The sequence below is a fragment of the Nocardia sp. CA-119907 genome, from assembly GCF_050955995.1.
Lineage (GTDB): Bacteria > Actinomycetota > Actinomycetes > Mycobacteriales > Mycobacteriaceae > Nocardia.
The window spans coordinates 8,477,974-8,504,403 of the sequence record NZ_CP192091.1 but is presented as its reverse complement, the minus strand read 5'-3'; the positions used below and the strand labels follow the sequence as shown (position 1 = coordinate 8,504,403).

The following is a 26,430-nucleotide window of genomic DNA, read 5'->3' as shown; positions in this document are numbered from 1 at the left end:
TCTTGACGACAAATGTCCGTCGATGACAGGATGACTGCACGACTTCGGACGGCTAGGAGAAGACAGTGAGCGAGACCGCGACAGTGGTGGAAGTTCCAGGAAGACAGGCCAGCTCGACGCGCTGGCTGGCGCTGGGTGTGATTGCATTGGCCCAGCTCATGGTGGTTCTCGACGCCACCATCGTGACCATCTCGCTGCCCTTCGCGCAGCAGGACCTCGACATCAGCGACGGCAACAGGCAGTGGATGCTCACCGCCTACACACTGATCTTCGGCGGTCTGCTGCTGCTCGGCGGACGGCTGGCCGACTATATGGGGCGGCGCCGAATCTTCATCGTCGGTCTCGTCGGCTTCGCCGGGGCATCCGCGGTGGCCGGTCTGGCGCAGAACGGCGCCGAGCTGTTTGCCGGGCGTGCGCTGCAGGGCGCGTTCGCGGCGTTGCTCGCACCGGCGGCGCTGTCATTGCTCTCGGTGACCTTCACCGAGGCGAAGGAGCGCGCGACCGCATTCGGCGTGTTCGCCGGAATCTCCGCGGGTGGTGCGGCGCTCGGCCTGATCGCGGGTGGGGCGCTGACCGAGTACGCCTCGTGGCGCTGGTGCCTGCTGGTGAACACCCCGATCGCACTGCTCGCGCTGCTCGGCGCGCTGGCGTTCGTGGTGCGGGATGTGCCGACGCCGCGCACCGGCGGCTATGACGTGCCGGGTGCGGTCACCGTGACGCTCGGTCTGATCGCCATCGTGTACGGATTCAGCCGCGCCGCCGAGGACGGCTGGCTGGCCGGGAGCACCCTCGGATTGCTCGTCGTCGGTGTCGCATTGCTGATCGCCTTCGTCGTCATCGAGCGCCGCTCGACGAATCCGCTGCTGCCGCTGCATATTCCGGGTGAGATCAACCGCGGCGGCGCGTTCCTCGCCGCATTGCTGATCCCGATCGCCATGTTCGCGATGTTCCTGTTCCTGAGCTACTACTTCCAGATCACCCTCGGCTACTCGTCGCTGAAGGCCGGCTTCGCCTTCCTGCCGTTCCCGGCGGGCATCGCGATCTCCGCCGGTGTCACCAGCGCGCTGCTGCCGAAGCTCGGCCCGCGTCCGCTGATGGTGGCGGGCGCCGTGCTCGGTGTCCTCGGGCTGGTGTGGCTGGCGCAGCTGAGCTTCGGCGACAGCTACGCGGCCAGCGTGCTGCCCGCGCAGGTGCTGATCGCGCTCGGCATGGGCCCGCTGTTCGTCGGCATGCAGACCGTCGCGCTGCATCAGGTCGAGGAGGAGGACTCGGGTGTGGCCAGTGCGCTGCTGAACGCGGCTCAGCAGGTCGGCGGTGCGGTCGGTACCGCGCTGCTCACCACGATCTCGGTGCAGACGGCCAAGACCTTCGCGCAGAACAACCCGATGGTCGACAACCTGATGGCCCGTGCCTCGATCCACAGCTACGACGTCGCGTTCTATGTCGGCGCCGGATTCTTCCTCGCCGCAATTCCGGTGATCGCGTTGATGATTCGGGACAAGCCGGAAAACCTGATCGAGGGATCCGAGGAGGACGCGCGGATTCCGGTCGCGGTCTGATCATGAAATAGCTTGTCCGGGTGTCCTTCGGGATACCCGGACATTGCTATTTCGCGGTGGCGCACGTCACTGCCGACCTACTTGTCGGTAACTATTTCGAGCGTCTTCACATCGGGGGCTGCCCGCGCGGTGAGGTCAATGGCAGCAGTACGCTTGTCTTGTTTGCACCACATGTCTCGCGGACAACGCGGGACATATACGTTGTCTGTTGGAACAGCTAGGGTCCGCTCACAAGCGTGTTCGCCTGGCCGTGCAATGAGGGCACCATCCTAGGAGGACACGAAGATCCATGTCCAAGATCAAGGTTGAAGGCACCGTCGTAGAACTCGACGGCGACGAGATGACCCGGATCATCTGGCAGTTCATCAAGGACAAGCTGATCCACCCGTATCTCGATGTGAACCTGGAGTACTACGACCTCGGCATCGAGTATCGGGACAAGACCGACGACCAGGTCACCATCGACGCCGCGAACGCCATCAAAGAGCACGGCGTCGGTGTCAAATGTGCCACCATCACCCCCGATGAGGCCCGGGTCGAGGAATTCGGCCTGAAGAAGATGTGGCGCTCGCCCAACGGCACCATCCGCAATATTCTCGGCGGCACCATTTTCCGCGCGCCGATCATCATCTCGAATGTGCCGCGTCTGGTTCCCGGTTGGACCAAGCCGATCATCATCGGCCGTCACGCGTTCGGTGACCAGTACCGCGCCACCGACTTCAAGGTGTTCGAGGGCGGCACGGTCACCCTCACCTTCACCCCGGACGACGGCAGCGAGCCGATCGTGCACGAAGTCGTGAAGATGCCCGAGGACGGCGGCGTCATCATGGGCATGTACAACTTCAAGAAGTCCATCGAGGACTTCGCGCGCGCGTCGCTCAACTACGGCCTGCAGCAGAACTACCCGGTGTACATGTCGACGAAGAACACCATCCTCAAGGCCTACGACGGCATGTTCAAGGACACCTTCCAGGAAGTCTTCGACACCGAGTTCAAGACCCAGTACGACGCCGCGGGCCTCACCTACGAGCACCGCCTGATCGACGATATGGTCGCCTCCTCCATGAAGTGGGAGGGCGGCTACGTCTGGGCCTGCAAGAACTACGACGGCGACGTGCAGTCCGACACCGTGGCCCAGGGCTTCGGCTCGCTCGGCCTGATGACCTCGGTGCTGCTGACCCCGGACGGCAAGACCTGTGAGGCCGAGGCCGCGCACGGCACCGTCACCCGGCACTACCGCCAGCACCAGCAGGGCAAGCCGACCTCGACCAACCCGATCGCGTCGATCTTCGCCTGGACCCGCGGCCTCGAGCACCGCGGCAAGCTGGACAACACCCCCGAGGTGATCGGCTTCGCGCAGACCCTCGAGGACGTCGTCATCAAGACCGTCGAAGGCGGCCAGATGACCAAGGACCTCGCGCTGCTCGTCGGCGGCGACCAGGGCTACCTGACCACCGAGGAATTCCTCGGTGCGCTCGACGCCAACCTGGCCCGCGCCCTGCGCTGACGGTTGACCGTCGATCCGGTCGCGCGCCCCGCGCCGACCGGTCGAACCGAATACCCGGCGCTGGGCAAGAGCCAGCGCCGGGCGCGACATACGGGCACCCGCACCACACCGGTGGTACGGGTGCCCGCACTGTTTCCGCGACCCATATGGCCGGACCTTCACCTTCCTGCTGAGCGCCCGCAAGCGGTGTGTTGCCGTCGGGCTGCCCGGTATGCGCGGTACGGCAGTCGTTCGTCCGAATTCTCGATGCTGACGTGGGGCAACTCACGTCTACGCGGGAAGCGACCGGAGTCGCCAGGCGGTTACATCAAGACGTGACCGGTTCCGTTGCCACTCAGACCCCAGCACCCGCCGAGGCCGAACGGACGGACTGGCATATTCCCGCGATGCTGGCGCTGGCCCTCGGCGGATTCGGAATCGGCACAACCGAATTCGTCACGATGGGTTTGCTGCCCGATATTGCCGGCGCCATGAACGTCTCCGAGCCGACCGCGGGACATGCGGTATCGGCCTATGCGCTCGGCGTGGTCATCGGAGCGCCGGTGATCGCCGCGCTGGCCGCGCGGGTACCGCGCAAACGTCTCCTCATCGCGCTGATGGTGGCGTTCATCATCGGAAATGCGGCGACCGTCGGCGCGCCCTCGTTCGAAACCCTCGTCATCGCCCGATTCGTCTCCGGCCTGCCGCACGGTGCGTATTTCGGTGTCGCGTCGCTGGCCGCCGCCACATTGGCTCCGGTAGGGCAGCGCGCAAAGGCGGTTGCTGCGGTTATGCTGGGATTGAGCGCCGCCAATGTCGTCGGCGTTCCCAGCGCCACCTGGCTGGGCCAGCATCTCGGCTGGCGCGACGCCTTCGTGGTGGTCGCGGTGATCGGAATCGTCACGGTCGCCGCCCTCATTCGGTTCGTTCCCGAACTACACGGCATCCGGATCACCAACCCGATGACCGAACTCGGCGCACTCCGCCGCCCGCAAGTACTGCTGACCCTGCTGGTCGGCGCCGTCGGCTTCGGCGGCATGTTCGCCGTCTACACCTACATCACCACCACGCTGACCGATGTGGCGGGCATGCGGCTCGGTCTGGTTCCGTTCGTGCTCATGCTCTTCGGCCTGGGCATGGTCGCGGGCAATATCGTCGGCGGCTTTCTCGCCGACCGCGGCGTCGACCGGGCGATCTATCTCTCGATGATCGCCATGGTGGTGATTCTCGCGGGGTTCGTTGCCGCCGCGCACAATCCGTACACCGCGGGCGTCGGTTCCTTCCTCATCGGCGCGTCGGGTGCGGCGCTCGCGCCAGCTCTGCAGACGCGGCTGATGGATGTCGCCGCCGACGCGCAGACGCTCGCGGCGGCGCTCAATCACGCCGCCCTCAATATCGCCAATGCCGCGGGCGCGTGGCTGGGCGGACTCGTCATCGCGGCGGGTCTCGGCTATACCGCTCCGGCGACCGTCGGTGCGGGTCTGGCCGTTCTCGGTGTTCTGTTGTTCACCCTCACGGTCTGGGCCGCGCGTCGAACGTAGTCCTCAGGTGCTCGGTTGCAGCGCGACGACCGGGATCACCCGACTGGTCCTGGTCTCGTATTCGGCGAAGCCCGGCATGACAGCCACCATCGCGGCGTAGAGCCGATCGCGTTCCGGGCCCTCGGTGATCGGGGTGGCGGTCGCCTCGAGGGTTTCGGTGCCGATTTCCAGCTTGACCTTCGGATTCGCCAGCAGATTGTGGTACCAGTCCGGGTGGCCGGGTGCACCGGCCTTGGACGCGATGATCACCAGACGGTCGCCGTCGCGGATATAGGCCGTCGGATTGGTCCGCGGCAGCCCGGTTCTCGCGCCGGTCGTGGTGAGCAACAGCAGGTCCTTGCCTTCGAACGGGCCGCCGACCTTTCCGCTATTGGTCCGGAACTCCTCGATGATGTTCTTGTTCCAGTCGGTCATATGCGCTCCTCGATCGAGATCGGGTTACCAGGCAATCCTCGCGGATAGCGGTGCACTCCGGGGGGCAATGTCGACAGCCAGGTGTCGATTTCCCGGTGTCCGGAACGGCTGGGGCTCAGTTCTGTACGAGGCAGCCCATATCGCGGATCACCCGAGCGAATGCGCGGATCTGCTCGGTTTCGGAGTCGCTGCGCCAGACCGGTGCCCACCGAACAAGGTGGGAATCGGTGATGGGCAGGTAAGAGATGCCGGGTCGGTTGTAATAGCGGGCGATGTGGCTCATGCAGCTGGTGAAGACGTCGCTGGTGCTGGCGGTAGCCAGGATGTCCTCGAGCGTCGAGATCGGCGCGACGCGGTGGATGGGGCGGCCCGAGGGCGTGTAGAAGGGGCTGACGGCGTCCTCCCAGTAATCGGGCAGTGGTGCGCTGGGTTCCAGCACGCCGCGGTCGCCGAATACCTCCAGCGATACCCACTTCTCGCCAGCCAGTTCGTGGCGGTCGGGCATCATCGCCACCATGGGCTCCGTGGCGATGATCGGCCCGACCGTCAGGCCGGGTTCTTCGACGGGCAGCCAGGCGATGACGATGTCGGCTTCGTCGCGACTCAGTGGGCCGAACTGGTCGCTGAACTCGCTACTGCGGATCTGCAGCTCCCAGGCCGGGTGTTCGCGGCGGAAGGCGTCCCAGAACGGCTGATAGTCATAGGGGTTGTAGCCGATCATGGTGACGCGCAGTACGTCGGAGATGCCCTGTGCGGTGCGCCGGGCATGTTCGATCGCTCGGACCACGCCCCGATAATTCGGGAGCAGTTCGACGAGAAGTTGGCGGCCGAGCGGGGTGAGCTGGACGTTGCGCGGATTGGAGCGGTCCACCAAGCGACCGCCGATGCGGCGTTCCTGACTCTTGATGGATTGACTCACTCGCGCCTGGGAAAGGTGCAGTCGTTGGGCGGTCCTGCCGAAATGCAGCTCGTCGGCCAACGTCAGGAAGATCTCGATATCTCGGAGCTCCATCGAGACCTCCCGATCGTAAGTTCAGCGTGCGATCTGAAGGTTACGGTGTCGTCAGTGCTCGCGCAGCGGGGCGCCGCTGTGCTTCGCGCCTGCGATCACGCCGACCAGCACCGCCTCCTGGTCGCCGTCGTTGCGCCAGGCGTGCACCACACCATTGAGGACGAGCCAGTCCCCGGGCGCCAACCGAATCTCGGTGTCCTCCAGCACGCATACCGACTCGCCCGTGATCTGCATCAGGCAGTCCATCGACGCGGTCGCGTAGAACCCAGTGAAATCCGGTGCCGCACCGTAGGTTTCGGGCGGGTTCGGATCGTCGACAACAGCCACCGAGGTCGAGATCTGGGCCATGGCGGCGGCCGCGGCGTGGACCGGATCCGAGGAGTCGGCCCAATTATCCGGGTCGAAGCGTGGTGGGAAACTCAGCCGGATGACATGGAAACCGCCGGGGAGAGGAATGAGTGGACCCGCGAATTCGGGCCTGGCACCCATATCGGGGAAGCTGGGCGGTGCGTCGGCCGCCCAGATGGAGTCCGGACCGTGACCGCTCGACGCGAACTCCGCATCGCTGACGACGACGGCCTTGCCGTTCGCATCGTGGCCGGTGACGACGCGTCGAAAACCCATATCTCAGATGACTTTCCGGAAGAAATCGCGGATATCCGCGAGTAGCAGGTCGGGCACCTCGTAGGCGGCCCAGTGCCCGCCTTGGTCGTATTCGTGCCATTGCACAATGTTGGCGTGATCGCGCTCGGCGAACTTGCGTGGCGGCTTGAAGTCGTGGCCGAAACAGGCGAGCCCCATCGGCGTTGTAGTCGGGGTCGAATATTCATTCTCGAAGTAGAACCGGCACACGGGCGCCGAGGTGTTGGTGAACCAATAGATCGAGACATTGGTCAGGATCTCGTCCCGGGTCATGGAATCGGTCAGCAACTGCGCACTCCAGGCGAGCTGGCCGACCGGCGAATCGGAGCGAGCGTGGCCGGGGGACTGCGGCCGGGCCTGCTGGGTGAAGTCCGTGGCGGAGTACTCCCGGAATTTCCGGCCGAATTGGATGAGCATCAGCTCCTGGTCGGTGAGTCCGTCCAACTCGCCCGGCTCGCCCTTGGGGAAGGAGAAGATCTGATCGACGTGCACGCCGACCACGTTCTCCGGTGCGAGCCTACCCATTTCGGGTGCGACGGTGGCGCCGCTGTCATTGCCGTGGACACCGTAACGGTCATAGCCGAGCTGGATCATCAGCGCATTGAAGATCGCCGCGATCCGTACCGGATGCCAGCCCGCTGTGTGCGTCGGCCCGGAGAACGCGAAGCCCGGATAGGACGGGATCACCACGTGGAAGGCGTCTGCCGGATCACCACCATGAGCGCGCGGATCGGTCAATTCGCCTACCAGCCCGAGGAATTCGGTGAATGTGGTGGGCCACCCATGGGCCAGCAGTAGCGGCATCGCATCCGGCTCCGGCGACCTGACGTGCACGAAATGAATCTGCTGCCCATCGATGTCGGTGGTGAACTGTGCAAAGGAGTTGAGTCGCTGCTCTTGTGCGCGCCAATCGAACTGGTCGCGCCAGTATTCGAGCAGCGGACCGACATACGACAGCGGAACTCCGTATTCCGAATCGGGCCGTACCGGTATGCCGATGTCGCCCCGGCCCGCGATTGCCATGGCGGGCAGTTGCGAGATGAGCCGGGTGCGCAGCAGGCGGAGGGCGAGGTCGTCGAGATCGGCCTGCGGTATGTCGATGCGGAAGGGCTTGATCTCGGACAATTCGGCTCCAACGGGTCGTTCCAATATGCCGTTTCAGCCTGTACCAGCGGCAATGCGGGAACAACGCCGTTTTCGAGCCGGTTCGATCACTTCTACTTATCGAACGGCGCTGATGCTCAAACAGGCGGTCGACCAAGCGGACATGCTCGCGACCATGCGCGATATGGGCATGGACAACTTCCGCGTGCCCGGGATGTTCGGCCCCGAGCTGTCGATGTCCGAGGACGCCCCCGCGCATCGCAGGCTGTGCGCCTACCTCGGCCGGGCCTGCTGATATCCAATGAACATACAGATGTGTATGTAAGTGTAGAATCGCCGGAATGACCAGGCCCGCAGCGTCCAAACAGCGCCGTACGCAGGAGCAGCGTAGCAGCGAGATGCGGACGCGGCTGCTCGACGCGACCATCGACTGCCTGGTCGAGTACGGCTATGGGGGAACGACGACGCCCCGGGTCGCCGAGCGGGCCGGGGTCACCCGTGGGGCGCAGGTGCATCACTTCGGGTCCAAGACCGATCTGGTGGTGGCGGCGATCAGTCACCTGGCGCAGCTGCGGGCCGAGACCGCGATGCGGGAGATGCCCAAGGTCCACGCCGGGGATGATCCGGTCGGGGTGGCCCTGGAATTTCTCTGGGAGCTGCATCAGGGGCCGCTGTTCATCGCGACGGTCGAGCTGTGGGTGGCGGGCCGGACCGATCCGGTGCTCGCCTCGGCCATGGAGAAGGTCGAGCCGTTCGTCAATAACGCGGTGCTGATGGCGGTCGCCCGATTCGTCCCGGATGAGATGCGGCGCAAGGAGACTCGCGACTTCATCTATACCGCGATGGACGCGCTGCGCGGCATTCTGGTCTCCAACTTCATCGATCCGGATACCGCGCGGGCACACCGGCGGTGGCGGCGCGCCTCGGCGCATCTGCGGCAGGTCGCGGCGGCAGCGCTCGCCGCGCAATCGCTGGTGGATCGGACGTCGGTCGAATAGATCACTGCCGTTGTCGCTGCGTCGCGGGTAGCGCTGGCCATGGTCTGCGCGCAGCACTCAGCCCTGCCGCTTGCGCGCGTTCTTCGGCGTGCGGTGCCGGATGCAGATAGTCGACTCCGGAGCTGTTGGTACCCACCCCATGGTGTGACACGCATCACGGCACTCGGAGTTGGATACGGGAGTCCGAACATCGTGCGATCCCTGTTACCAGCGCCTATTGGTTGCACATACACGTCCAGCTGTATGTACTGCCTTAGCCGCAATTACCTGGCTACTTGCTGATATTTGTAGTGCGAGCCAGGTGCCCATCTTGCGTAGTTACATACAGCTTTGTATGTTTGTTACCAGTTCGGTCCCGCTGGATCGGCCACTGTCGTCCGTCACGGGTGCGGACGGCCCTACCTGAGGGAGTTCGATGACGAACAAGGTCTACGTCGTCGGCGTCGGCATGACGAAGTTCGAGAAGCCGGGCCGCCGCAAGAACGAAGATGGCAGTGCGTGGGACTACCCGGATATGGCGCGGGAATCGGGCACCAAGGCGCTCGCCGATGCCGGAATCGACTATCGCGAGGTCGAACAGGCCTACGTCGGGTACGTGTACGGGGAATCCACTTCCGGCCAGCGTGCGGTCTACGAACTCGGTATGACCGGTATTCCGGTGGTCAATGTCAACAACAACTGCTCGACCGGATCTACCGCGCTTTTCCTTGCGGCACAGGCGATTCGGGGCGGACTGGCCGATTGCACGCTGGCGCTCGGCTTCGAGAAGATGCAACCGGGTTCGCTCGGCTCCACCTGGGACGACCGCGAGCAGCCGATGGCCGAGCACATCATGGCGCTGGCCGAGATCTCCGAGGTGCTGTTCCCGGTGGCGCCGTGGATGTTCGGTGCCGCCGGTCGCGAGCACATGAAGCAATACGGCACCACCGCTGAGCATTTCGCGAAGATCGGCTACAAGAACCACAAGCATTCGGTGAACAACCCGTATTCGCAGTTCCAGGACGAGTATTCGCTCGATGACATCCTGGGCTCGCGGATGATCTACGACCCACTGACCAAGCTGCAGTGTTCGCCGACCTCGGACGGGTCCGGCGCGGTCATCCTCGCCAGCGAGGATTTCGTGAACTCGCACGACCTCGCGGCGCAGGCGGTCGAGATCGTCGGTCAGGCGATGACCACCGATTTCGCCTCCACCTTCGACAACACCGCAAAGAACCTCATCGGCTACGACATGAATGTCCGAGCCGCGCACAAGGTTTACGAGCAGGCCGGGCTCGGTGCGCAGGACTTCCAGGTCATCGAACTGCACGACTGCTTCTCCGCCAACGAACTGCTGCTCTACGAGGCCCTCGGGCTCTGCGGCGAGGGTGAGGCCGGAAAGCTCATCGATGACAACCAGACCACCTACGGCGGCAAATGGGTCGTCAACCCCTCCGGCGGCCTGATCTCCAAGGGACATCCGCTGGGCGCGACGGGTTTGGCGCAGTGCTCCGAACTCACCTGGCAGCTGCGCGGCACCGCGGACAAGCGGCAGGTCGACAACGTCACCGCCGCCCTGCAGCACAACATCGGCCTCGGCGGCGCCGCGGTCGTCACGGCCTACCAGCGGGCCGACCGCTGATCTGACCGGCACAAGCCGCGCACAGCACCGACATTCACTCGACGAGGAGTCAACTCATGGGCCATATCGAAGCCACCAAGGACGTCAACGCCACCCCCGATGCCCTCTGGGCGGTCGTCTCCGATCCGCAGACCTGGGACAAGTGGTTCACCATCCACGAGCGGTTCATGGAGGAGCCGCCCGCCACCCTGGCGGAGGGGGCCAAGCTGGTCGCGAAGATCGTCATGCTCGGGATGGCGAACAAGTTGGAATGGACCGTCGTAGCGGTCGAGCAGCCCAGCAAGCTCACCCTCGGCGGTACCGGAATGGCCGGAGTGAAGACGGAATTCACCTTCGACATCCAGCCCAAGGGCGATGGCAGCACCATCCTGGTCTCCGGTGACTTCGAAGGTGCGCTGATCAAGGGCGCACTCGGCAAGGCAGTCGAGAAGGACGGTCTGAAGCAGCTGGACAGGTCCCTCGAGCAGCTCGACGCGCTGGCCTCGGCCTGAGCCGGAAGGAGTGGGTGATGACAGCGGAGGCCGCAGCGGCGCGGCCGGTGGAATTCGAAGACAGCGGGCTCGAAACCTGGTGTGACGAAGAACGTTTCGATGTCACTCAGGAACGCATCGCCGAATACGCCGCCGCCACCAATGATCCGATCGAGGCGCATCTGGCGGGCAAGGTGGCCTCGCCGGTTTTCGGCATCGTCCCGGTCTTCGAGGCCATGATGATGCCGGTGATCGATGTCGCGCCGATGGACATCTTCGGCCGAGTCGTGCACGGGGAGCAGGATTTCCACTTTCACCGCGCGATCCGGCCCGGCGACCAGCTGGTATCGCGGGCCAAGGCGATCGGCTACGCCAGCCGTTCGAACGGCAGCACCATCACCATCCTCATCGAATGCCGCACCGAGGCCGGGGAATTGGTCAATGAGCAGTATCTGACCGCCTTCTTCCGCAATATCGACGCGGGTAAGACGGTCGGTATCGCTGCTCCGGCGCACAAATTCGATGAGAGTCTGCGGGCGCAGGATCCGGTCGCGGTGGTGCCACAGCATGTCGACCTGGACCAGACCTATCGCTATGCACCGGCCTCCGGCGATCCGGTGCCGCTGCACCTCGACGAGCAGGTGGCCAAGGATGCGGGTCTGCCCGGGATCATCGCGCACGGTCTGTGCACCATGGCCTTCGCATCGTGGGCGGTGCTCACCGAGGTGGCCGGTTCGGATGTCAACCGGCTGAAGCGATTTGCCGTTCGCTTCGCCAAGATGGTCTTCCCCGGCGACGACCTGGAGACCCGGATCTGGAAGGTCGGTTCCGCCGACGGCGTCACCACCTATGCCTTCGAGACCGTGCGCGGGACGGATGTCGTTCTCAGCGACGGTTTCGCCCAAGTCGCCGACTGATCACCGAACACATTAGGAGCCATACAGATGGGTGCACTTGAAGGACGGGTCGCCGTCATCACCGGCGCGGGCCGTGGCATCGGGCGTGAGCACGCCCTGCTATTCGCCCGCGAGGGTGCGGCGGTCGTCGTGAACGACCTCGGCGGCAGCAATGCCGGTGAGGGGTCCGATGTCGGTCCGGCCCAGGAGGTCGTGAACGAGATCATCGCGGCGGGTGGCACGGCGGTGGCCAACACCGACAATATCGCGACCTGGGATGGCGCGGGCAATCTTGTCGCGCAGGCGATCTCGGAGCTGGGTGGCCTCGATATCGTGGTCAATAACGCGGGCATTCTGCGCGATGCGTTCATCGCCGGCATCGACGAGGCACAGTGGGATGCGGTGATCGCGGTGCACCTCAAGGGCCATGCCGCGGTGCTGCACCACGCCGCCGCGTACTGGAAGGGCCAGAGCAAGGCGGGCAACCAGCCGAATGCCGCGGTGATCAATACCGCGTCCGCCTCCGGAACGACCATCCCGAACGCGGGTCAGGCCAACTACGGTGCGGCCAAGGCCGCAATCGCCGCGCTGACCCTGGTCGCGGCCGATGAACTCGCGCGCTACGGCGTCCGGGTCAATGCCATCGCGCCGATCGCACGCACCCGGCTCACACTGGCCACACCCGGCATGGGCGAGATCATGGCCGCCGAGGCGGCGTCGATAGAGGAGGGCGATTTCGACGCGTTCAGCCCGGCCAATATCGCCCCATTGGTCGCCTATCTGGCGACCGACAAATGCCCGCTCACCGGCAAGGTTTTCGCAGTGCAGGGCGGTGCCATCTCCGAGCTGGCAGGCTGGCACGACGTGAAGACGATCGAGACCGAGGGCCCCTGGCTCATCGACGATATCGCCGCTCGGCTGCCTTGATCTCGCGGGAACGTTAGGAGAACGATGATGTTCGAATGGTCCGAGACCGACGAGATGATCCGCGAGGCGGTGCGCACCTTCATCGATAAGGAGGTGCGTCCGCACCTCGACGCGCTGGAGAGCGGCGAGGTGACGCCGTATCCGATCATCCGGAAGTTGTTCAGCGACTTCGGGATCGATGCGATGGGCGGCGAGGCGGTCCAACGCCTGCTGGCGAAGGAGCGCGAGAAGGCCGAGGCGCTCGCGGCGGGGGAGCCATTGCCGGCGAAGTCCGAGAAGTCTTCCGGCGGTAGCCCGTTCGCGGGTCAGGAATCGCTGATGGCGGTGCTCATCGGGGAACTGTCCGGTGTGTGCATGGGGCTGGTCACCGCGATGGGCGTCAGCATCGGTCTCGGGGCCACCACCATTCTCTCGCGCGGCACGCTCGCGCAGAAGGAACGGTGGCTCGCCGATATCGTCACCATGAAAAAGATTGCGTCGTGGGCGATTACCGAACCCGATTCCGGGTCGGACGCGTTCGGCGGTATGAAGACCTATGTCAAGCGCGACGGCGAGGACTACATCCTCAACGGCCAGAAGACCTTCATCACCAACGGCCCGTATGCCGATGTGATGATCGTCTACGCCAAGCTCGACGAGGGCGACGCAGCATCTTCTGGTCGCTCCGCAGGCTCCGCTCCCGTCGATAAGCGCGAGCGCAAGGTGCTCACCTTCGTCCTCGACAAGGGCATGGACGGCCTCACCCAGGGCAAGCCGTTCAGAAAGATGGGCCTGCACGCCTCGCCGACCGGTGAATTGTTCTTCGACAATGTGCGATTGGGTCGGGACCGGCTGCTCGGCGAGACCGAGGAGCACAGGGGCGGCGACGGCCGCGAGAGTGCCCGCTCCAGCTTCACCGCCGAACGCATCGGCGTCGCCTTCATGGCGCTGGGCATCATCAACGAATGTCACCGGCTCTGTGTCGAATACGCCAAGAGCCGCAAGCTGTGGGGCCAGGAGATCGGCCGCTTCCAACTGGTCCAGCTCAAGCTGGCGAAGATGGAGATCGCCCGCATCAACGTGCAGAATATGGTCTTCAATACCCTCGAGCGCGGCAAGGCGGGCAAGCCGCCGACCCTCGCCGAGGCCTCCGCCATGAAGCTCTACGCCTCCGAGGCCGCCACCGAGGTAGCCATGGACGCGGTACAACTCTTCGGCGGCAACGGCTACATGACCGAATATCGCGTAGAACAACTCGCCCGCGACGCCAAGTCCCTGATGATCTACGCGGGCAGCAACGAAATCCAGGTCACCCACATTGCAAAGGGGCTGCTGGCACAATGATCACGGAAGCCCGGGTGCACTACGACGGCGTGCGCACCCGGGTTCTTTCCGTCCCTGGGGATGGTGCGCCGATTGTCCTTGTCCATGGATACGCCGATAGTGCGAACACTTGGCGCGAGGTATTGATCCGATTGGAGCAAGCGGGCCGTCGTGCGCTCGCGGTCGACCTGCCCGGGTTCGGAGAGGCGGATCCGCGGCGGCCCGGCCCGATCGTGGCGCAGTTGGATGCGTTCCTCGACGCTGTGATCGCCGAGCACGCCCCCGTTGTGCTGGTGGGCAATTCGCTCGGTTCCACGACTGCGCTGCACGCCGCGGCACGCAATCAGGAAAGGGTCATAGCAGTCGCCGCTCTTGACGATCCGCTGAATCCCGGCTGGCGATTAAAAGGGCTGGCCCGGCTGAATCGGTATCCACGGCTGTTCGCCGCCCTCGGTGCACTGCCGCTGTCGCCGTCGATACGACGGCGTCTGGTCGAGGCCTTTTTTGCCAGGGCACTCTACGGCCCGACGCATCGACCGGATCCCGAGGTGATCGGATGGTGGGTCGAACAATTCGACTCGCAGGCGAAGATCGGTGACGGCGCTCGGCTGGCCTGTCAGTACGCGGCCGAAAACCGCTACGGCCATCTAGATTTGGTGATCGAATGCCCCGCGCTGATCGTGCACGGCGCACACGACCTACTCATTCCACTGAGGTCGTCCGTCACCCTGCACAGCCAGTTGCCGGGCAGCCGCTACGTGGTCCTGCCGAACGCCGCGCACAGCCCACAACTCGACGAGCCGGATCAGGTCACCCGGCTACTGCTCGAACACCTTGCGTATGTCGACGACACCGTGAAGGACGCGGGATAACAGGTCTGCTCACCCGGCCGGGTCGGGTCAGACCGCGCGCAAGTGGGTGCGGCTGGCGTAGATGTGTTCGGCTATCAGGGTGGCTATGCGGTCGGGGGCCTCGAGCATCGGGACGTGGCCGACGCCGTTGACGAGAATGCGGTCGGCGGAGTCGGGGAGTTCCTGGAGGAAGCGGCGCGCGTAGGTGCGGTTCGGAATGATGCGGTCGTATTCGGCCATCAGGAGGCGGACGGGGGTGGGCAGGTTCGAGAGGTCCTCGAGTGCCGGGGCACGCGTGCTGCCGAGGATCATCGGGAGCATGGCGTCGCAGTGCAGGGCCGCGGTGATCATGGCGGCGATGTCACGTCGGGAGACGGCCGCGACGTTCTTGCTCAGCAAGAGCAGCGCGAGGCGTTGGGTGATCGGGTTGTCGATCGCGAATCCGCCAAGGCGCTTACCGATTTCGACGATCGGCACCAGGGCCAGGAACTTCGCGCCGACGCGCAATTGCGCAAGCGATGGCGACGGCCAACCGCCCGCCGGGGCGATAGCGGTCAGCGTGCGGGCTCGTCCGCGCCGGGCCAATTCGAAGCCGACCCAGCCACCGAGGGAATTGCCCGCGATATGGCAGGTGCGCCAACCGAGTTCGTCGAGTTGATCCTCGATCCGGTCGGCGAGGGCGTGGAAATCGATGGACCAGCCGTCGATCGGTTCGCCGCCCCAGTGGCCGGCGAAGGCCGGGGCGAAGACCTCGCAATGGGAGGAAAGCCGCAGCGCGACCTGTTCCCAGCAATGCGGCGAGAGCATGAACCCGTGCAGGAGAAGGACCGGATCACCGGATCCGACATGCAGCGCCTTGATCGGCGCGCGACGGGTGGAGGAGTTGGTGGTGCCTGACATCATTGTCATCACCCCTCTCTGGACGGCGATGTCCGGGGGAGTTCGTCTGACCAGCATTGTACGGTCGTAAGGTGCCGACAATCATCTCCACGATCAATGTGAACGGCGTCCGCGCGGCGACGGGGAAGACTGGGAAGGGGATGCTCGAGTGGCTGGCCGCCACCGAGGCCGACATCATCTGCCTGCAGGAGACCCGGGCAACCGATGAGCAGACGCGCGCCGCGCTCGCTCCGGCGCTGGATTCCGGTTGGCATCTGACGCATGCCGAGCCCGGGTCGAAGGGGCGCGCCGGGGTCGGCATTCTGTCTCGCCGCGAACCGCGTTCGGTGCGCATCGGCATCGGAAGCTGGCAGGACGGTGTCTGGGGTCCCAGCGCCGAATTCGCCGGGAGCGGACGCTACGTCGAGGCCGAATTCGATGAGCTGACCGTTGCCAGCGTGTATGTGCACACCGGCGAGGCGGATACGCCGATGCAGGATGAGAAGTATCGGTTCCTGGACGCGATCGGCGCGCATATGAAGGCGCAGACCAGCGATTTCGTGATCTGCGGCGATTGGAATGTCGCGCACACCGAACTCGATATCAAGAACTGGAAGGGCAACCTGAAGAACTCCGGCTTCCTGCCGGATGAGCGGGCCTGGATCGATGGCATGCTCGCCGCCGGATATGTGGACGTGGTCCGCGGCCTGCACCCGGGTGTCCCGGGGCCGTACAGCTGGTGGTCCTATCGCGGTCGCGCCTACGACAACGACGCGGGCTGGCGCATCGACTACCACTTGGCACGCGGCGGGGTGGCCACCCGGGCCAAACAGGCTGTGGTCGAGCGTGCCACGACCTACGCCGAGCGCTGGTCCGACCACGCGCCGGTCACGGTGCAGTACCGATGAGGTTCGCGCCGATAATGATTCGCGACAGTGCTGGGATGGCGGCGCAGAGCCGATGAACCGCACGTCGAAGACGGTCCATGCCCGCGGCCGATACGGCGCGGTGACGCTCGGGAATGCGGTGGAGTGCCGATGAATTTGATGTCCAAGCGGGTTCGCTCACTCGCGGTGCTCGGCGTTGCGGTGCTGGCGCTGGTAATCGCGGTGCTCGCGTCGCGCGGGGGTGGGGACAGCAAACCGACCGTCGCCCCGGTCGCCTCGACCGCGCGCAGCACCAGCGCGGTGCTCCCGGCGCGCGGGCCGGACACGACCACCGCGCCCGCCGCGACCCGCGCCCCCGGTGTACCGGATCGCGCCTACGCGACCCTGGTCGAGATCGATGCGGGCCGCTGGCCCGATTCCGCCAACGCCCCGGGGACCAAGGGCGGCGACACCTGGATGAACCGCGCGGGCACACTGCCCGCCAAGGACTCGGCAGGCAAACCCATCACCTATCAGGAATGGGATGTGAACCCCAAGCAGCGCAACCGTTCTCGCGACGCCGAGCGCATCGTCACCGGCAGCGACGGTTCCGCCTGGTACACCGGTGACCACTACGAAACCTTCACGAGGATGCGCTGATGACAGTCTCGTTATCGCAGTTCCTTGCTCGCCCCGAGACCGGTCGGTCGCCGAACGCGGTGGCCTCGGCACCCACGCCGGTACTCGGGGCCCTCCCGGTCGACGCAACGACATTCAGCGGCGTGCGCTACGACGCACCCTCCGGCTACGTGGTGCGTGAACTGCGCGGTCGCAAGATGCGCACCACCGCGGGCGTTTTCGACGAATTCGCCGCCGCTTTCCAGTTCCCGTATTACTTCGGCGCGAATAAGGACGCCTTCGACGAGTGTCTGCGCGACCTGGATGATTTCGTCGGCTCCGCGACCGGATACGTTGCCGTGATCCGCGATTCGGCCGAACTGCTCATCGACGAACTGGAGGAGCGCGACTGGTTCACCGAGACCATGCGCGATGCCGCCGACTATTGGTCCAACCAGGACCTGGCCTTCCGTGTTGTCCTGCAAGGCGAACCGGCCGACCCCCAGATCGTCCGGCTGCGCCCGTAGGGCCGAGCTCGCTATTCGATTCGGCGCTGGCTCAGGTGAGGCGGTGGGCCAGGTCCTCGCCGAGCAGGACGAACACATCGGTGGTGTGCTCGATCAGTTCGTCGCGGGTGAGTGGCAGGTCGTCCTGTAGCCAGGCGGTCAGGGTTTGGACCAGTCCGCCGACGAGGTAGGTGGCACGGAAGTCGATGGTGGGATCCGGGTCCGGATCGGTGATGCCGTAGAAATCGATGCCCTCGGCCGCGACCAGCCGGGCGAATACCCGCACGGTCTGGTTCGTGCGTGCGCGCAGCTCCGGCGTCGCCATGCCAGCGACCAGCGCGACATGCGCCTTGCGCGGATCGTCGGTGAGCAGATGAATGCCGGCCGAGATCGCCGCATGCGCTTTGGCCCGGGTGTCCGCCGGTGCGGCCTGCAAAGCGCCGACGATCGTCGCGGCCATCTCCTCGGCGATCCTGTCGACGAGCGCGGCCAGCACCGCGTCCCGGCTGTCGAAGCTTTCGTAGTAGTACCGCTCATTGAGTCCGGCCTGCGCGCACAGTCCGGAGACGGTGAGCTTGGCGATGCCCTGGGTGCCGATGATCTCCAGCGCGGCATCCAGCAGCGTCGTGCGCCGCTGGGCGCGGCGCTCCTCGGCGGAGACGCCGCCGTAGGTCCGCTTCGCTGCGCCGCTCGCCGTCTTACCGCCTGCCCCAGCGGTGTCGCCACGTGATGCTGACCTGCCCGTCGCCCGACCGCGGCCTCCTGTGGAGTCGCCGCGCGATTCCGACCTACCGGTCGCCTGGCCGCCATCCCCCGCGGATTCGCTGAGCGATGTCGACCTACCTGTCGGCCGATCGCTCGCGGATTCGCTACGTGCTGCTCGCGTACCGGTCGCCGGACCAGCACCCCCCACCGAATCGTCGCGCGATGCTGGCTCACCCGTCGCCCGACCACCACCCCCCATGGAATCGCTTCGCGATGCTGTCACATGGCGATTCTGGCACGGGTGCGGTTGCGGCAGATCGGATCGCGGTCCGACGCGGCTGCCGGATGTGGCCGGATGCGATCCGAGCACAATCTGGCAGAAGCTATTGCCAGATCATTAATTCTGGGAGATTCTATTGCCAGATGCTGTGAATCCCGGCGTGCGCCGGGATGGCGGGCAGTCCGGGGTGCTGATGCCCGTTGCGCCCGACGGCACGCACTCAATGAGGAGGCAGCGATGTCCGAGCCCGGCTATTTCGCCGACAATTCGATGGCCCGGCGGGTCATGAGCAAGCGCGCGGTGGGTCTCACCTACGGTCAGCGCGCCCTGGTCGTCGGCGCCGTGCATCCGCTGCTCTATGTCGGAACAGCGGAGAACACCGAGCACCGGACGACGCCCTACACGCGACTGGCGTTGACCGGCAAGCTCTTCGAGGCCGTCTTCCTCGGCAGCAAGGATGAGGCCGATCGGGCGCTGGCCTTCACCACCAAGAAGCATGCGAAGGTTGTCGGCGCGCTGCCCGAGGACGCGGGTGCGCATCATCCGGCGGGCACCGGCTACTCCGCGCTCGACCCGCAGCTGATGTACATGACCATGGCCTTCACCTTCGACTCCGCCGAGGTGATGCACGATCTGCTGGTCCGCCCGCTGACCGATGGTGAACGCGAGGGCCTGTACCAGGACTACGTCCGCTGGGCCGAACTGTTCGGCATGCCGCGCGAGGCCGCGCCCGGCAGCTACCGGCTGTTCCGCACATCCTTCGACGACTACCTGGCCTCGGACGAGCTGTTCCTCACCGATGAGGCCCGGCTGGTCGGCTCGTATCTGGCCGGTCAGCGCGTGCCCTATCCGCAGCGCGGGCCGCTGCGCCAGGTTGTCGGCGCGTTCTACCTGCTGGTGCAGGGCAGCCTGCCGCCGCGGATCCGCGATATGTACGGGATGCGGTGGGGACTTCCCGAACAGCTCGCCTTCCACGCGCTGGCCCAGGGCGTACGCACCGCGCATATCGCCCCGCCGCTGCTGCCGCCGGTATTGCGCGGCACGCTGGCCGGTCCCAGTGCGCCCGTCTACAGATTGCTGTCCGAGCGTGAACACAAACTGCTCAGCACCGGGCGTCCGAGCATGCCGGGTGTCGACCCGCGCAACTGGGCGTCGCGAACTTCCGCATGACCGCGCGGGAGGGACCCGCGAACGCCGCCGATCTGACACGCGGTGTGAGCGATGGGCCCGGAGGCGGTAGCGGAGCGTAACCACGGAGGGACCCGCGAACGCCGCCGATCAGATACCGCATGCGAAGATCGGGATATGTCCAGTCCTGCTCAGACGACCCCGGCCGCTGATCGCAAACAGCGGGTGCTGTCCGGGATCCAGCCCACCAGCTCGTCCTTCCATCTCGGCAACTACCTTGGGGCGCTGCAGTACTGGGTGACCATGCAGGACGACTACGACGCGCTGTACTTCATCCCGGATATGCACGCGATCACCGTGTCGCAGGATCCGAAGGAACTGCGTGCGCGCACCAAGGCGGCGGCCGCGCAGCTGCTCGCGCTCGGCATCGACCCCAAGCGCTCCACGCTCTTCGTGCAGAGCCAGGTGCCCGAGCACGCCGAGCTGACCTGGGTGCTCAGCTGCATCACCGGATTCGGCGAGGCCAGCCGGATGACCCAGTTCAAGGACAAGTCGGTCAAACAGGGCGCGGAGAACGCCAGCGTCGGACTGTTCACCTATCCGGTGCTGATGGCCGCGGACATCCTGCTCTACCGTGCGCATCAGGTGCCGGTCGGCGAGGATCAGCGCCAGCATCTGGAGCTGACCCGAAATCTGGCCCAGCGCTTCAACACTCGGTTCAAGAAGACGTTCGTGGTGCCGGAGGCACATATCGTCAAGGGCACCGCGAAGATCTACGACCTGCAGGATCCGACCTCGAAGATGAGCAAGTCGGCCTCCACCGACGCCGGTCTGATCAACCTGCTCGACGATCCGAAGATCACCGCCAAGAAGATTCGCTCCGCGGTCACCGATACCGAGCGCGAGATCCGCTATGACCCGGAAACCAAGCCGGGCGTCAGCAATCTGCTGGTGATCCTCGGTTCGCTCAGCGGCACCCCGATCGTCACGCTCGAACGCGACTACGCGGGTAAGGGTTACGGCGATCTGAAGTCCGACGTCGCCGATGCGCTGGTGGAATTCGTCACGCCGCTGCGGGCGAAGGTGGAAGAGTACCTGTCGGATCAGGGTGAACTCGACCGCATTCTCACCGCCGGTGCCGAGCGGGCGCGCGAGATCGCTGGCAACACGCTGGCACAGGTATACGACCGGGTGGGGTTTTTGGCTCGCTAGCCGGGGAATACCGGTATCGACCGCTTGCGGATCAACACCGCGGTCTCTGTTGAAGGGGCGTGACAGGTGCAGGTGATCGACAATGTCAAGGCGTCGGTAGAACAACGGATCCAGTCGCGGCCGTGGCTCGATCATCTGGTTCGGGCAGGCGAGCGGTATCAGCGGCAGCGCGGCGACTACTACGCGGCTGGTATCACGTATTTCACGGTGCTCTCGCTGTTTCCGCTTTTGATGGTCGCCTTCGCGGTCGCCGGATTCGTGCTGTCCGGTCATCCGGACACGTTCACCGATCTGCAGAACAAGATCGTGGAGAACATTCCGGGATCGCTCGGAACGCAGATCAACGATCTGATCGAAAAGGCGGTGCGCTCGCGCGGCACCGTGGGCACACTGGGTCTGCTGGTCGGTGTCTACACCGGGCTCGGCTGGATGGCGAATCTGCGGGCGGCGCTGACCGAACAGTGGGAACAGAAGCGCACCGAACACAATTGGTTGTTCAACAAGCTCTCCGACCTCGGCGCGCTCATCGGCCTCGGGCTGGCCTTCGTGGTCTCGATCAGTCTGTCCGCGCTGGCGTCGAGCACCCTCAGCGCGCGAGTGCTGATCACATTCCACCTGGAGGATCTGCCGGGGGCGCGACTGATACTGGTGCTCATCTCGATGCTGCTCGGCTTCCTCGCCTCCTGGGCGGTACTCGCCTGGATGATCGCGCGTCTGCCCAGGGAACCGGTCACTCTCCGCAGTGCCGCCCGTGCGGCGGCGCTGGCCGCGTTGGTCTTCGAAATCTTCAAATACGTCGCGTCGTTCTATCTGCAGACGGTCCTGACCAGTCCCGCCGGTGCAACCTTCGGCTCGATCATCGGCCTGATGGTGTTCATCTACATCACCTACCGAATCATCCTGTTCGCAACCGCCTGGGCCGCAACAGCATCCGAAAACGAGCCGGAACCTGAAATAGCCCCACCCCCCGCCGCCGTGATCAAGCCCCGTATGAGTGCGCCCGGCCTCTCGATGGGCACCGGCGCCGCCTACTTCGGCGCGGGAGCGCTTGCAGCGCTAGTACTTTCGGGACTGCGCCGCCGCTGACACGGAGTGGCTGTCGAAGCGAGAAGTGGTTGGTGGAGTGAACCGCCCCGATCTTCTTGCCGCTTCCTTCCTTGAGGAGGATGTTGGCCATGCCCAAGCAGTATCCGATCGAGCAGCGTGAGCGTGCGGTGAAGATGGTGCTGGACCGACTCGACGGTTATCCGTCGGTGTATGCCGCCTGCCAAGCGCTCGCCGTGAAACTTGGAGTCCATGCTGAAACGCTGCGGGTGTGGGTGAAGCAGGCACAGGTCGATACCGGGAAGGCGCCCGGAGTGACGACCGCTGAGCAGGCGCGGATCAAGGAACTCGAACGGGAGAACCGAGATCTGAAGGAGGCCAACGAGATTCTGAAAGCGGCCTCGATTTTCTTCGCGCGGGAGCTCGACCCGCGACGCCGTTGATCTGCCAGTTCATCGATACCGAACGTGCAAAGGGGCACCGGGTCGAGTCGATTCTGGGTGTACTGCGAGAGCAGGGCATGCAGATCGCCGGGCGCACGTACCGGAACTGGAAAACCACCGGACCGTCGGCGCGGACGGTCACCGACGCGCATCTCACCGATGCGTTACGGGCTACCTCGGGCACGCCGGAGGGCATGTACGGCAGCCGCAAGATGGCCCGGCATCTGCGTCGCCAGGGCCATGAGGTATCGGTGGACACCATCGGGCGGCTCATGCGCGATGAAGGCATGTCCGGTGTGGTCCGCGGCGGCAGAGTCCGGACCACGATCGCTGGGAAGGGCCACGATCATCGCCGTGCACCGGACCTACTCGACCGCGACTTCACTGCCGTCGAGCCAAATCGCAAGTGGGTCACCGACTTTACCTACGTGCCTACCTGGCTGGGGTTCGTCTACGTGGCGTTCGTGATCGACTGTTTCTCCCGCGCGATCTTGGGCTGGCACGCGGCCACGGTCAAGGACACCGCGATGGTCACCAGCGCGCTGCGGATGGCGTTGTGGCGACGCGATCACGACGGCCACGCTGTCGCTGACGGTCTGATCCACCACAGCGACGCCGGATCCCAATACACGGCTATCTCGTTCGCTGACACCCTTGCGGCCGAAGGGATTTCAGCGTCGATAGGCAGTATCGGCGATGCCTACGACAACGCACTGTCCGAATCGACGATCGGGCTCTACAAGACCGAAGCCCTCGCCAAGGACAGCCCGTTCCTCACCGGGCCGCTACGTTCGCTCGACGACGTCGAGTTCGCGACGATGGAATGGGTCGACTGGTACAACAATCGGAGGTTGCACAGCCTGATCGGGTATCTCCCACCCGCCGAATACGAAGCCCTCTACTACGCTCAACAACAGCCATCCCAGCCGGTGATGACTCAACCATGAAGCCGGCAAGAAACTCGGGGCGGTTCAGAGTGCGTGTCCACCGAAGTGGCCGACCCCAGCGAGAATGCGAACACGCCAGGCCAGTGTTGGAATAGTAAGGCTGCATTGCCCCCACCTCTCAGGCTCCAGTTCCGAAGTCGACCAGCTCTGACCTAGCCAATTCACAGCTGGCACAGGGACCTCGGACTCTGAGATCCACCAAGCTCGACAGCCGCGACAGAACGTGTCCGGTCCGAGTGGCCACAATCGGTGTCGGGTTCGCTCCCGGGCGTGCGACGCGGCCCGCCTGCATTGCGTCTACCCTATTTTGGGAATTCTTCGATTTGGATGCTCCAATAGGTGTCGCTTTCCGTTGCTCCCACTGCCGTTCGCTCCACGGCTTTCACCTCAGACTCTGGTGTTGCGCCCCTATATGCTGTGTACCGTGGGTTGCGGTCACTGTATGCGTACACGACTTTGTTATTGTTGACGAATACTTGTATGAGAGAGTCGGACATAAAAGGGAGACCCCACCAGTCCAAACCCTTCGTCCCGAGACCATCGTTGAGGCTTTCCTTTGTGGCGGACGAAAAGCTGTACATCCGATCCCACGAACCCACCGGAATCCCGGATTCGGTAATGAGGTCCCCGAGTCGAGCTGTGCCCCGAGAGTTCCGAACACGTTCGAATGCTTCCGCCAGAGCTGGACTCTCCTGTTCGACGATGACTTTTTCGTCGGACGACGACAGATCGCACCCGGCGGGCAGGAGCAAGGTTGCCGCCAGCCCGAGTACAGAGAGCAGACGCATGCCGGGGGTCAGATTACTCCGCATGAATTCCTAACTGAGCTAGATCATTTGGTGACAATCATTTCTCTGCCACAGGGGCGCCCGGCAAGCGGCTGTCCGGCTGGTCGTCGAAGGCTGCCGAGTTCACGGCCTCGCCGATCTTCACCTGGTTGGTCCAGTTCAGATTCATATTCTTGTCGATCAGTACTGTGTCGCCTCGCAAGACAGCTTCTTTGACGACATCGATCAAGTCGCTCCCAAAGGGGCTGTACCCATTTTTTGTCGGATTGTCGATGGCAATCTTGCGCCCGACCTCGTTGTTGTACAGGTCCATCGCCTCGCGCACCGAGCGGTTGTCGTCTCGCATCTCGTGCTTCGACGTGTATTCCTTGGTCCAATCCTCGCCGAATTCACGGGTCAACAGGGCATTCCAATAGGCATGGCGGAACGCGTCGGTGTGGTTGTCCTGGTTATTCATAACAGGCTTGCCGTCCTTATCGAACACAGGGTTGCCTGCGGAATCCAGCATCTGTACTGGAGGAAAGGCCTTTTCGGCTTCCTCCTGCGCTTTCTCCGAAATCTGTTTGAATTGCCACTGGTCCCAAAGGCTCAAGTTGTTCAGCATTTCCGCCTCCGCAGCGGTGACCTGCTTGGGCTCGATGTCGATCGTTCCCAGGGACCACTTCTTCCACTGCGCAATCTTGTCGGCGTCAGGCCACATCACGTAGCGCTTGTCGCCGTCATCGACTTGGTATGAGGTCAGGATGGTTTCGAGGTCACTACCCAGCGGCACCGGAACATCAGCGAACACCTTCTCGATCGCTTCCCGGGCAGCCCCTGCAGCATCGCCGGCCTCCCGGAGGCACTTCTTGATCTTGTCCTCGTACTGGTTGGCGACACGCGTCACCACCATCCTGGCGATTATCGGACTGCCGATGTCGTTTTCCTGCGCAATCCATGCGAGGACGTCTTCGGAGAAGCTGACCGTGCCGTTCTCGGCGACGGTGAACCGCGCGTCCTCGGCATCCTGAATCGCGTTGACCGCAGCGGATTTGGCGAAACTGAGCGAGGCGATGATCTGTGACGTGGATTGCTGAGCGTTGTCGAAGGCCGAAACCACCTTCGACAACGACGATTTAGCTTCGTCACCCTTCCATCGCATCGAGTCTCCGGCGCCTCCGCGCCAGAAACCCGGGGAATCCGCGAGCTGCTGGGAGACGACAGTGCGCTGCTCGGTGATCGTTTGTGCGGATTGGCCCCATTCCCCAGCTTGGGAGGTCAACGCATCGAAGGTCCAGCTGCGGATTTGAGTCTTCGTCGGCGGTACCCAGCTCATCGCGGACCGGACTCCAGCGATTCGGACAATTCGGCGATTCGTTGCGCCTGCTCTTGTTGCTGCCTGTTGTACTCCGCGATGCAGATACCCGCCGAGTCGTTGATCTCCTTCAGTTGGACGTTGACACCGCGGACGCTGAGCTCGGCTCGTGCACCGGCCTTCATGAAGGCGTGCCCGAGGCCGGAACCGGGCAGCGCATTCTCGATAGCCCACATGAAACTCTTCGCCTTCACGGCAGCAAGTGCGTCATGCGCAGTGTTCAACACGGCAACCATGCCCTCGAGCGCAGCCTGATCCACATACAGATCGGACACGCGCGACCCCCTCACGACGAATCTTGCCCCACGAAATGTGTTGCTACGATAGCACGGTCGTACCAGCCACGATGGGGAGCGTGCAGTGCAGTTGTACCCGAACAACGGTGATATCGACCCGATCACCAATCAGATGGATGCCGTGCAACGCGCCCTGATGACCGACCGGTCCACCGCATCGCGTTACGGGGTTGCGGTCGATGTGCTCGCGGACGGAACGCTCCAAGCAGTTCGAATCGACGAGAGCGTCACACCTTTCGGAGCCGCACTGGGCGACCTGATCACCGAGCTCGTGCACGAGGCCCTGGACGAGGCTCGCGGGAACGTGCGTGAGCGTCTTGCCGAACTCAGCTCAGACCCGCGCATGGCAGCGGCGGTCGAGACCCTCGGGCTGGCCACGGAACGCCCGTACCCGGTTCCACCCGAGCCTACAGCGAGGCAGGAACCGTCCGACGACGAGCTCACCGAAGAAGAATTGATCGAGCAGAACCAGCGGCGCAACCAGTCGTACTGGTAGGAGCTCGAAAGCCACCTCTGAACGCCTGCGGCGCAGGATGATTCG

General features: G+C 64.4%; 27 protein-coding genes. 19 read left to right on the top strand and 8 right to left on the bottom strand.

Annotation, left to right across the window (positions count from 1 at the left end; genetic code table 11):
* Positions 1-65: 65 nt before the first annotated feature.
* From ACQP2D_RS38460 to ACQP2D_RS38450, 3 genes are all read left to right on the top strand, one after another.
* Positions 66-1,559: an MFS transporter gene (locus tag ACQP2D_RS38460; RefSeq protein ID WP_433680823.1), complete on the top strand. Its 1,494-nt coding sequence runs from the start codon at positions 66-68 to the stop codon at positions 1,557-1,559.
* 289 nt (positions 1,560-1,848) lie between these two features.
* Positions 1,849-3,066 (top strand): NADP-dependent isocitrate dehydrogenase, encoded by a 1,218-nt coding sequence (locus tag ACQP2D_RS38455; protein WP_433680822.1) that lies wholly within the window; start codon positions 1,849-1,851, stop codon positions 3,064-3,066.
* A 386-nt stretch (positions 3,067-3,452) separates the two neighbouring features.
* Positions 3,453-4,586, top strand: a complete 1,134-nt coding sequence (locus ACQP2D_RS38450) for an MFS transporter (protein ID WP_433685892.1) — start codon at positions 3,453-3,455, stop codon at positions 4,584-4,586.
* 3 nt (positions 4,587-4,589) lie between these two features.
* Here the strand turns inward: ACQP2D_RS38450 and ACQP2D_RS38445 are convergent, their stop codons facing one another.
* The 4 genes from ACQP2D_RS38445 to ACQP2D_RS38430 form a co-directional block, all read right to left on the bottom strand.
* On the bottom strand, positions 4,590-5,000 hold the full coding sequence (locus tag ACQP2D_RS38445) for a nitroreductase family deazaflavin-dependent oxidoreductase (RefSeq protein WP_433680821.1): 411 nt from the start codon (positions 4,998-5,000) through the stop codon (positions 4,590-4,592).
* Positions 5,001-5,115: 115 nt separating this feature from the next.
* Complete coding sequence (locus tag ACQP2D_RS38440; RefSeq protein WP_433680820.1) at positions 5,116-6,012, bottom strand: LysR family transcriptional regulator; 897 nt, start codon at positions 6,010-6,012, stop codon at positions 5,116-5,118.
* Positions 6,013-6,063: 51 nt separating this feature from the next.
* Positions 6,064-6,636 (bottom strand): hypothetical protein, encoded by a 573-nt coding sequence (locus tag ACQP2D_RS38435; protein WP_433680819.1) that lies wholly within the window; start codon positions 6,634-6,636, stop codon positions 6,064-6,066.
* A gap of 3 nt (positions 6,637-6,639) precedes the next feature.
* Complete coding sequence (locus tag ACQP2D_RS38430) at positions 6,640-7,779, bottom strand: epoxide hydrolase (protein ID WP_433680818.1); 1,140 nt, start codon at positions 7,777-7,779, stop codon at positions 6,640-6,642.
* A 112-nt stretch (positions 7,780-7,891) separates the two neighbouring features.
* On the opposite strand from ACQP2D_RS38430, the gene ACQP2D_RS38425 reads away from it, so the two are divergent.
* The 8 genes from ACQP2D_RS38425 to ACQP2D_RS38390 all read left to right on the top strand — a co-directional run bounded on the left by ACQP2D_RS38425 (position 7,892) and on the right by ACQP2D_RS38390 (position 14,844).
* Positions 7,892-8,053 carry a hypothetical protein gene (locus tag ACQP2D_RS38425; RefSeq protein ID WP_433680817.1) on the top strand — a complete coding sequence of 54 codons (162 nt, stop codon included), beginning with the start codon at positions 7,892-7,894 and terminating at the stop codon, positions 8,051-8,053.
* Positions 8,054-8,099: 46 nt separating this feature from the next.
* On the top strand, positions 8,100-8,756 hold the full coding sequence (locus ACQP2D_RS38420; RefSeq protein ID WP_433680816.1) for a TetR/AcrR family transcriptional regulator: 657 nt from the start codon (positions 8,100-8,102) through the stop codon (positions 8,754-8,756).
* Between the two features lie 415 nt (positions 8,757-9,171).
* Positions 9,172-10,377, top strand: a complete 1,206-nt coding sequence (locus ACQP2D_RS38415) for a lipid-transfer protein (RefSeq protein WP_433680815.1) — start codon at positions 9,172-9,174, stop codon at positions 10,375-10,377.
* A gap of 56 nt (positions 10,378-10,433) precedes the next feature.
* The gene (locus ACQP2D_RS38410) at positions 10,434-10,868 is read left to right on the top strand and encodes a type II toxin-antitoxin system Rv0910 family toxin (protein ID WP_433680814.1); all 435 of its coding nucleotides are present in this window, start codon (positions 10,434-10,436) and stop codon (positions 10,866-10,868) included.
* A gap of 17 nt (positions 10,869-10,885) precedes the next feature.
* Positions 10,886-11,764 (top strand): MaoC/PaaZ C-terminal domain-containing protein, encoded by an 879-nt coding sequence (locus ACQP2D_RS38405; protein ID WP_433680813.1) that lies wholly within the window; start codon positions 10,886-10,888, stop codon positions 11,762-11,764.
* 27 nt (positions 11,765-11,791) lie between these two features.
* Complete coding sequence (locus ACQP2D_RS38400; RefSeq protein WP_433680812.1) at positions 11,792-12,670, top strand: SDR family oxidoreductase; 879 nt, start codon at positions 11,792-11,794, stop codon at positions 12,668-12,670.
* A gap of 27 nt (positions 12,671-12,697) precedes the next feature.
* Positions 12,698-13,993, top strand: a complete 1,296-nt coding sequence (locus tag ACQP2D_RS38395) for an acyl-CoA dehydrogenase family protein (protein WP_433680811.1) — start codon at positions 12,698-12,700, stop codon at positions 13,991-13,993.
* On the top strand, positions 13,990-14,844 hold the full coding sequence (locus ACQP2D_RS38390; protein ID WP_433680810.1) for an alpha/beta fold hydrolase: 855 nt from the start codon (positions 13,990-13,992) through the stop codon (positions 14,842-14,844). The genes ACQP2D_RS38395 and ACQP2D_RS38390 overlap by 4 nt, the downstream gene beginning before the upstream one ends.
* 27 nt (positions 14,845-14,871) lie before the next feature.
* Here the strand turns inward: ACQP2D_RS38390 and ACQP2D_RS38385 are convergent, their stop codons facing one another.
* On the bottom strand, positions 14,872-15,726 hold the full coding sequence (locus ACQP2D_RS38385; protein ID WP_433680809.1) for an alpha/beta fold hydrolase: 855 nt from the start codon (positions 15,724-15,726) through the stop codon (positions 14,872-14,874).
* Positions 15,727-15,794: 68 nt separating this feature from the next.
* Here ACQP2D_RS38385 and ACQP2D_RS38380 point away from each other — a divergent pair, with 68 nt between their 5' ends.
* From ACQP2D_RS38380 to ACQP2D_RS38370, 3 genes are all read left to right on the top strand, one after another.
* Positions 15,795-16,610, top strand: a complete 816-nt coding sequence (locus ACQP2D_RS38380) for an exodeoxyribonuclease III (protein ID WP_433680808.1) — start codon at positions 15,795-15,797, stop codon at positions 16,608-16,610.
* A 129-nt stretch (positions 16,611-16,739) separates the two neighbouring features.
* Positions 16,740-17,228: a ribonuclease domain-containing protein gene (locus ACQP2D_RS38375; protein WP_433680807.1), complete on the top strand. Its 489-nt coding sequence runs from the start codon at positions 16,740-16,742 to the stop codon at positions 17,226-17,228.
* Positions 17,228-17,713, top strand: coding sequence for a barstar family protein (locus ACQP2D_RS38370; protein ID WP_433680806.1), 486 nt, complete (start codon positions 17,228-17,230; stop codon positions 17,711-17,713). Before ACQP2D_RS38375 ends, ACQP2D_RS38370 begins: the two co-directional genes overlap by 1 nt.
* A 31-nt stretch (positions 17,714-17,744) precedes the next feature.
* Here ACQP2D_RS38370 and ACQP2D_RS38365 read toward each other — a convergent pair whose 3' ends face one another.
* Positions 17,745-18,680 carry a TetR family transcriptional regulator gene (locus ACQP2D_RS38365; protein ID WP_433680805.1) on the bottom strand — a complete coding sequence of 312 codons (936 nt, stop codon included), beginning with the start codon at positions 18,678-18,680 and terminating at the stop codon, positions 17,745-17,747.
* A 234-nt stretch (positions 18,681-18,914) separates the two neighbouring features.
* Between ACQP2D_RS38365 and ACQP2D_RS38360 the strand changes: the two genes are divergently transcribed.
* The 4 genes from ACQP2D_RS38360 to ACQP2D_RS38345 all read left to right on the top strand — a co-directional run bounded on the left by ACQP2D_RS38360 (position 18,915) and on the right by ACQP2D_RS38345 (position 23,451).
* Positions 18,915-19,847, top strand: a complete 933-nt coding sequence (locus tag ACQP2D_RS38360) for an oxygenase MpaB family protein (RefSeq protein ID WP_433680804.1) — start codon at positions 18,915-18,917, stop codon at positions 19,845-19,847.
* Positions 19,848-19,982: 135 nt separating this feature from the next.
* Positions 19,983-21,017 (top strand): tryptophan--tRNA ligase, encoded by a 1,035-nt coding sequence (gene trpS / locus ACQP2D_RS38355; protein ID WP_433680803.1) that lies wholly within the window; start codon positions 19,983-19,985, stop codon positions 21,015-21,017.
* Between the two features lie 66 nt (positions 21,018-21,083).
* Positions 21,084-22,103 carry an inner membrane protein YhjD gene (yhjD, locus tag ACQP2D_RS38350; RefSeq protein WP_433680802.1) on the top strand — a complete coding sequence of 340 codons (1,020 nt, stop codon included), beginning with the start codon at positions 21,084-21,086 and terminating at the stop codon, positions 22,101-22,103.
* A gap of 89 nt (positions 22,104-22,192) precedes the next feature.
* Positions 22,193-23,451, top strand: a protein-coding gene (locus ACQP2D_RS38345) for an IS3 family transposase (protein WP_433677954.1) whose coding sequence is annotated in 2 segments (ribosomal slippage) — positions 22,193-22,466 and positions 22,466-23,451 — 1,260 coding nt in all. Because the reading frame shifts where the segments join, the coding sequence is not laid out codon by codon here.
* Between the two features lie 846 nt (positions 23,452-24,297).
* Here the strand turns inward: ACQP2D_RS38345 and ACQP2D_RS38340 are convergent.
* Both ACQP2D_RS38340 and ACQP2D_RS38335 read right to left on the bottom strand, forming a co-directional pair.
* Positions 24,298-25,554 carry a DUF6973 domain-containing protein gene (locus ACQP2D_RS38340; RefSeq protein ID WP_433680801.1) on the bottom strand — a complete coding sequence of 419 codons (1,257 nt, stop codon included), beginning with the start codon at positions 25,552-25,554 and terminating at the stop codon, positions 24,298-24,300.
* The gene (locus ACQP2D_RS38335) at positions 25,551-25,868 is read right to left on the bottom strand and encodes a hypothetical protein (RefSeq protein ID WP_433680800.1); all 318 of its coding nucleotides are present in this window, start codon (positions 25,866-25,868) and stop codon (positions 25,551-25,553) included. Before ACQP2D_RS38335 ends, ACQP2D_RS38340 begins: the two co-directional genes overlap by 4 nt.
* 85 nt (positions 25,869-25,953) lie before the next feature.
* On the opposite strand from ACQP2D_RS38335, the gene ACQP2D_RS38330 reads away from it, so the two are divergent.
* Positions 25,954-26,385: a YbaB/EbfC family nucleoid-associated protein gene (locus ACQP2D_RS38330; RefSeq protein ID WP_433680799.1), complete on the top strand. Its 432-nt coding sequence runs from the start codon at positions 25,954-25,956 to the stop codon at positions 26,383-26,385.
* Positions 26,386-26,430 lie beyond the last annotated feature (45 nt).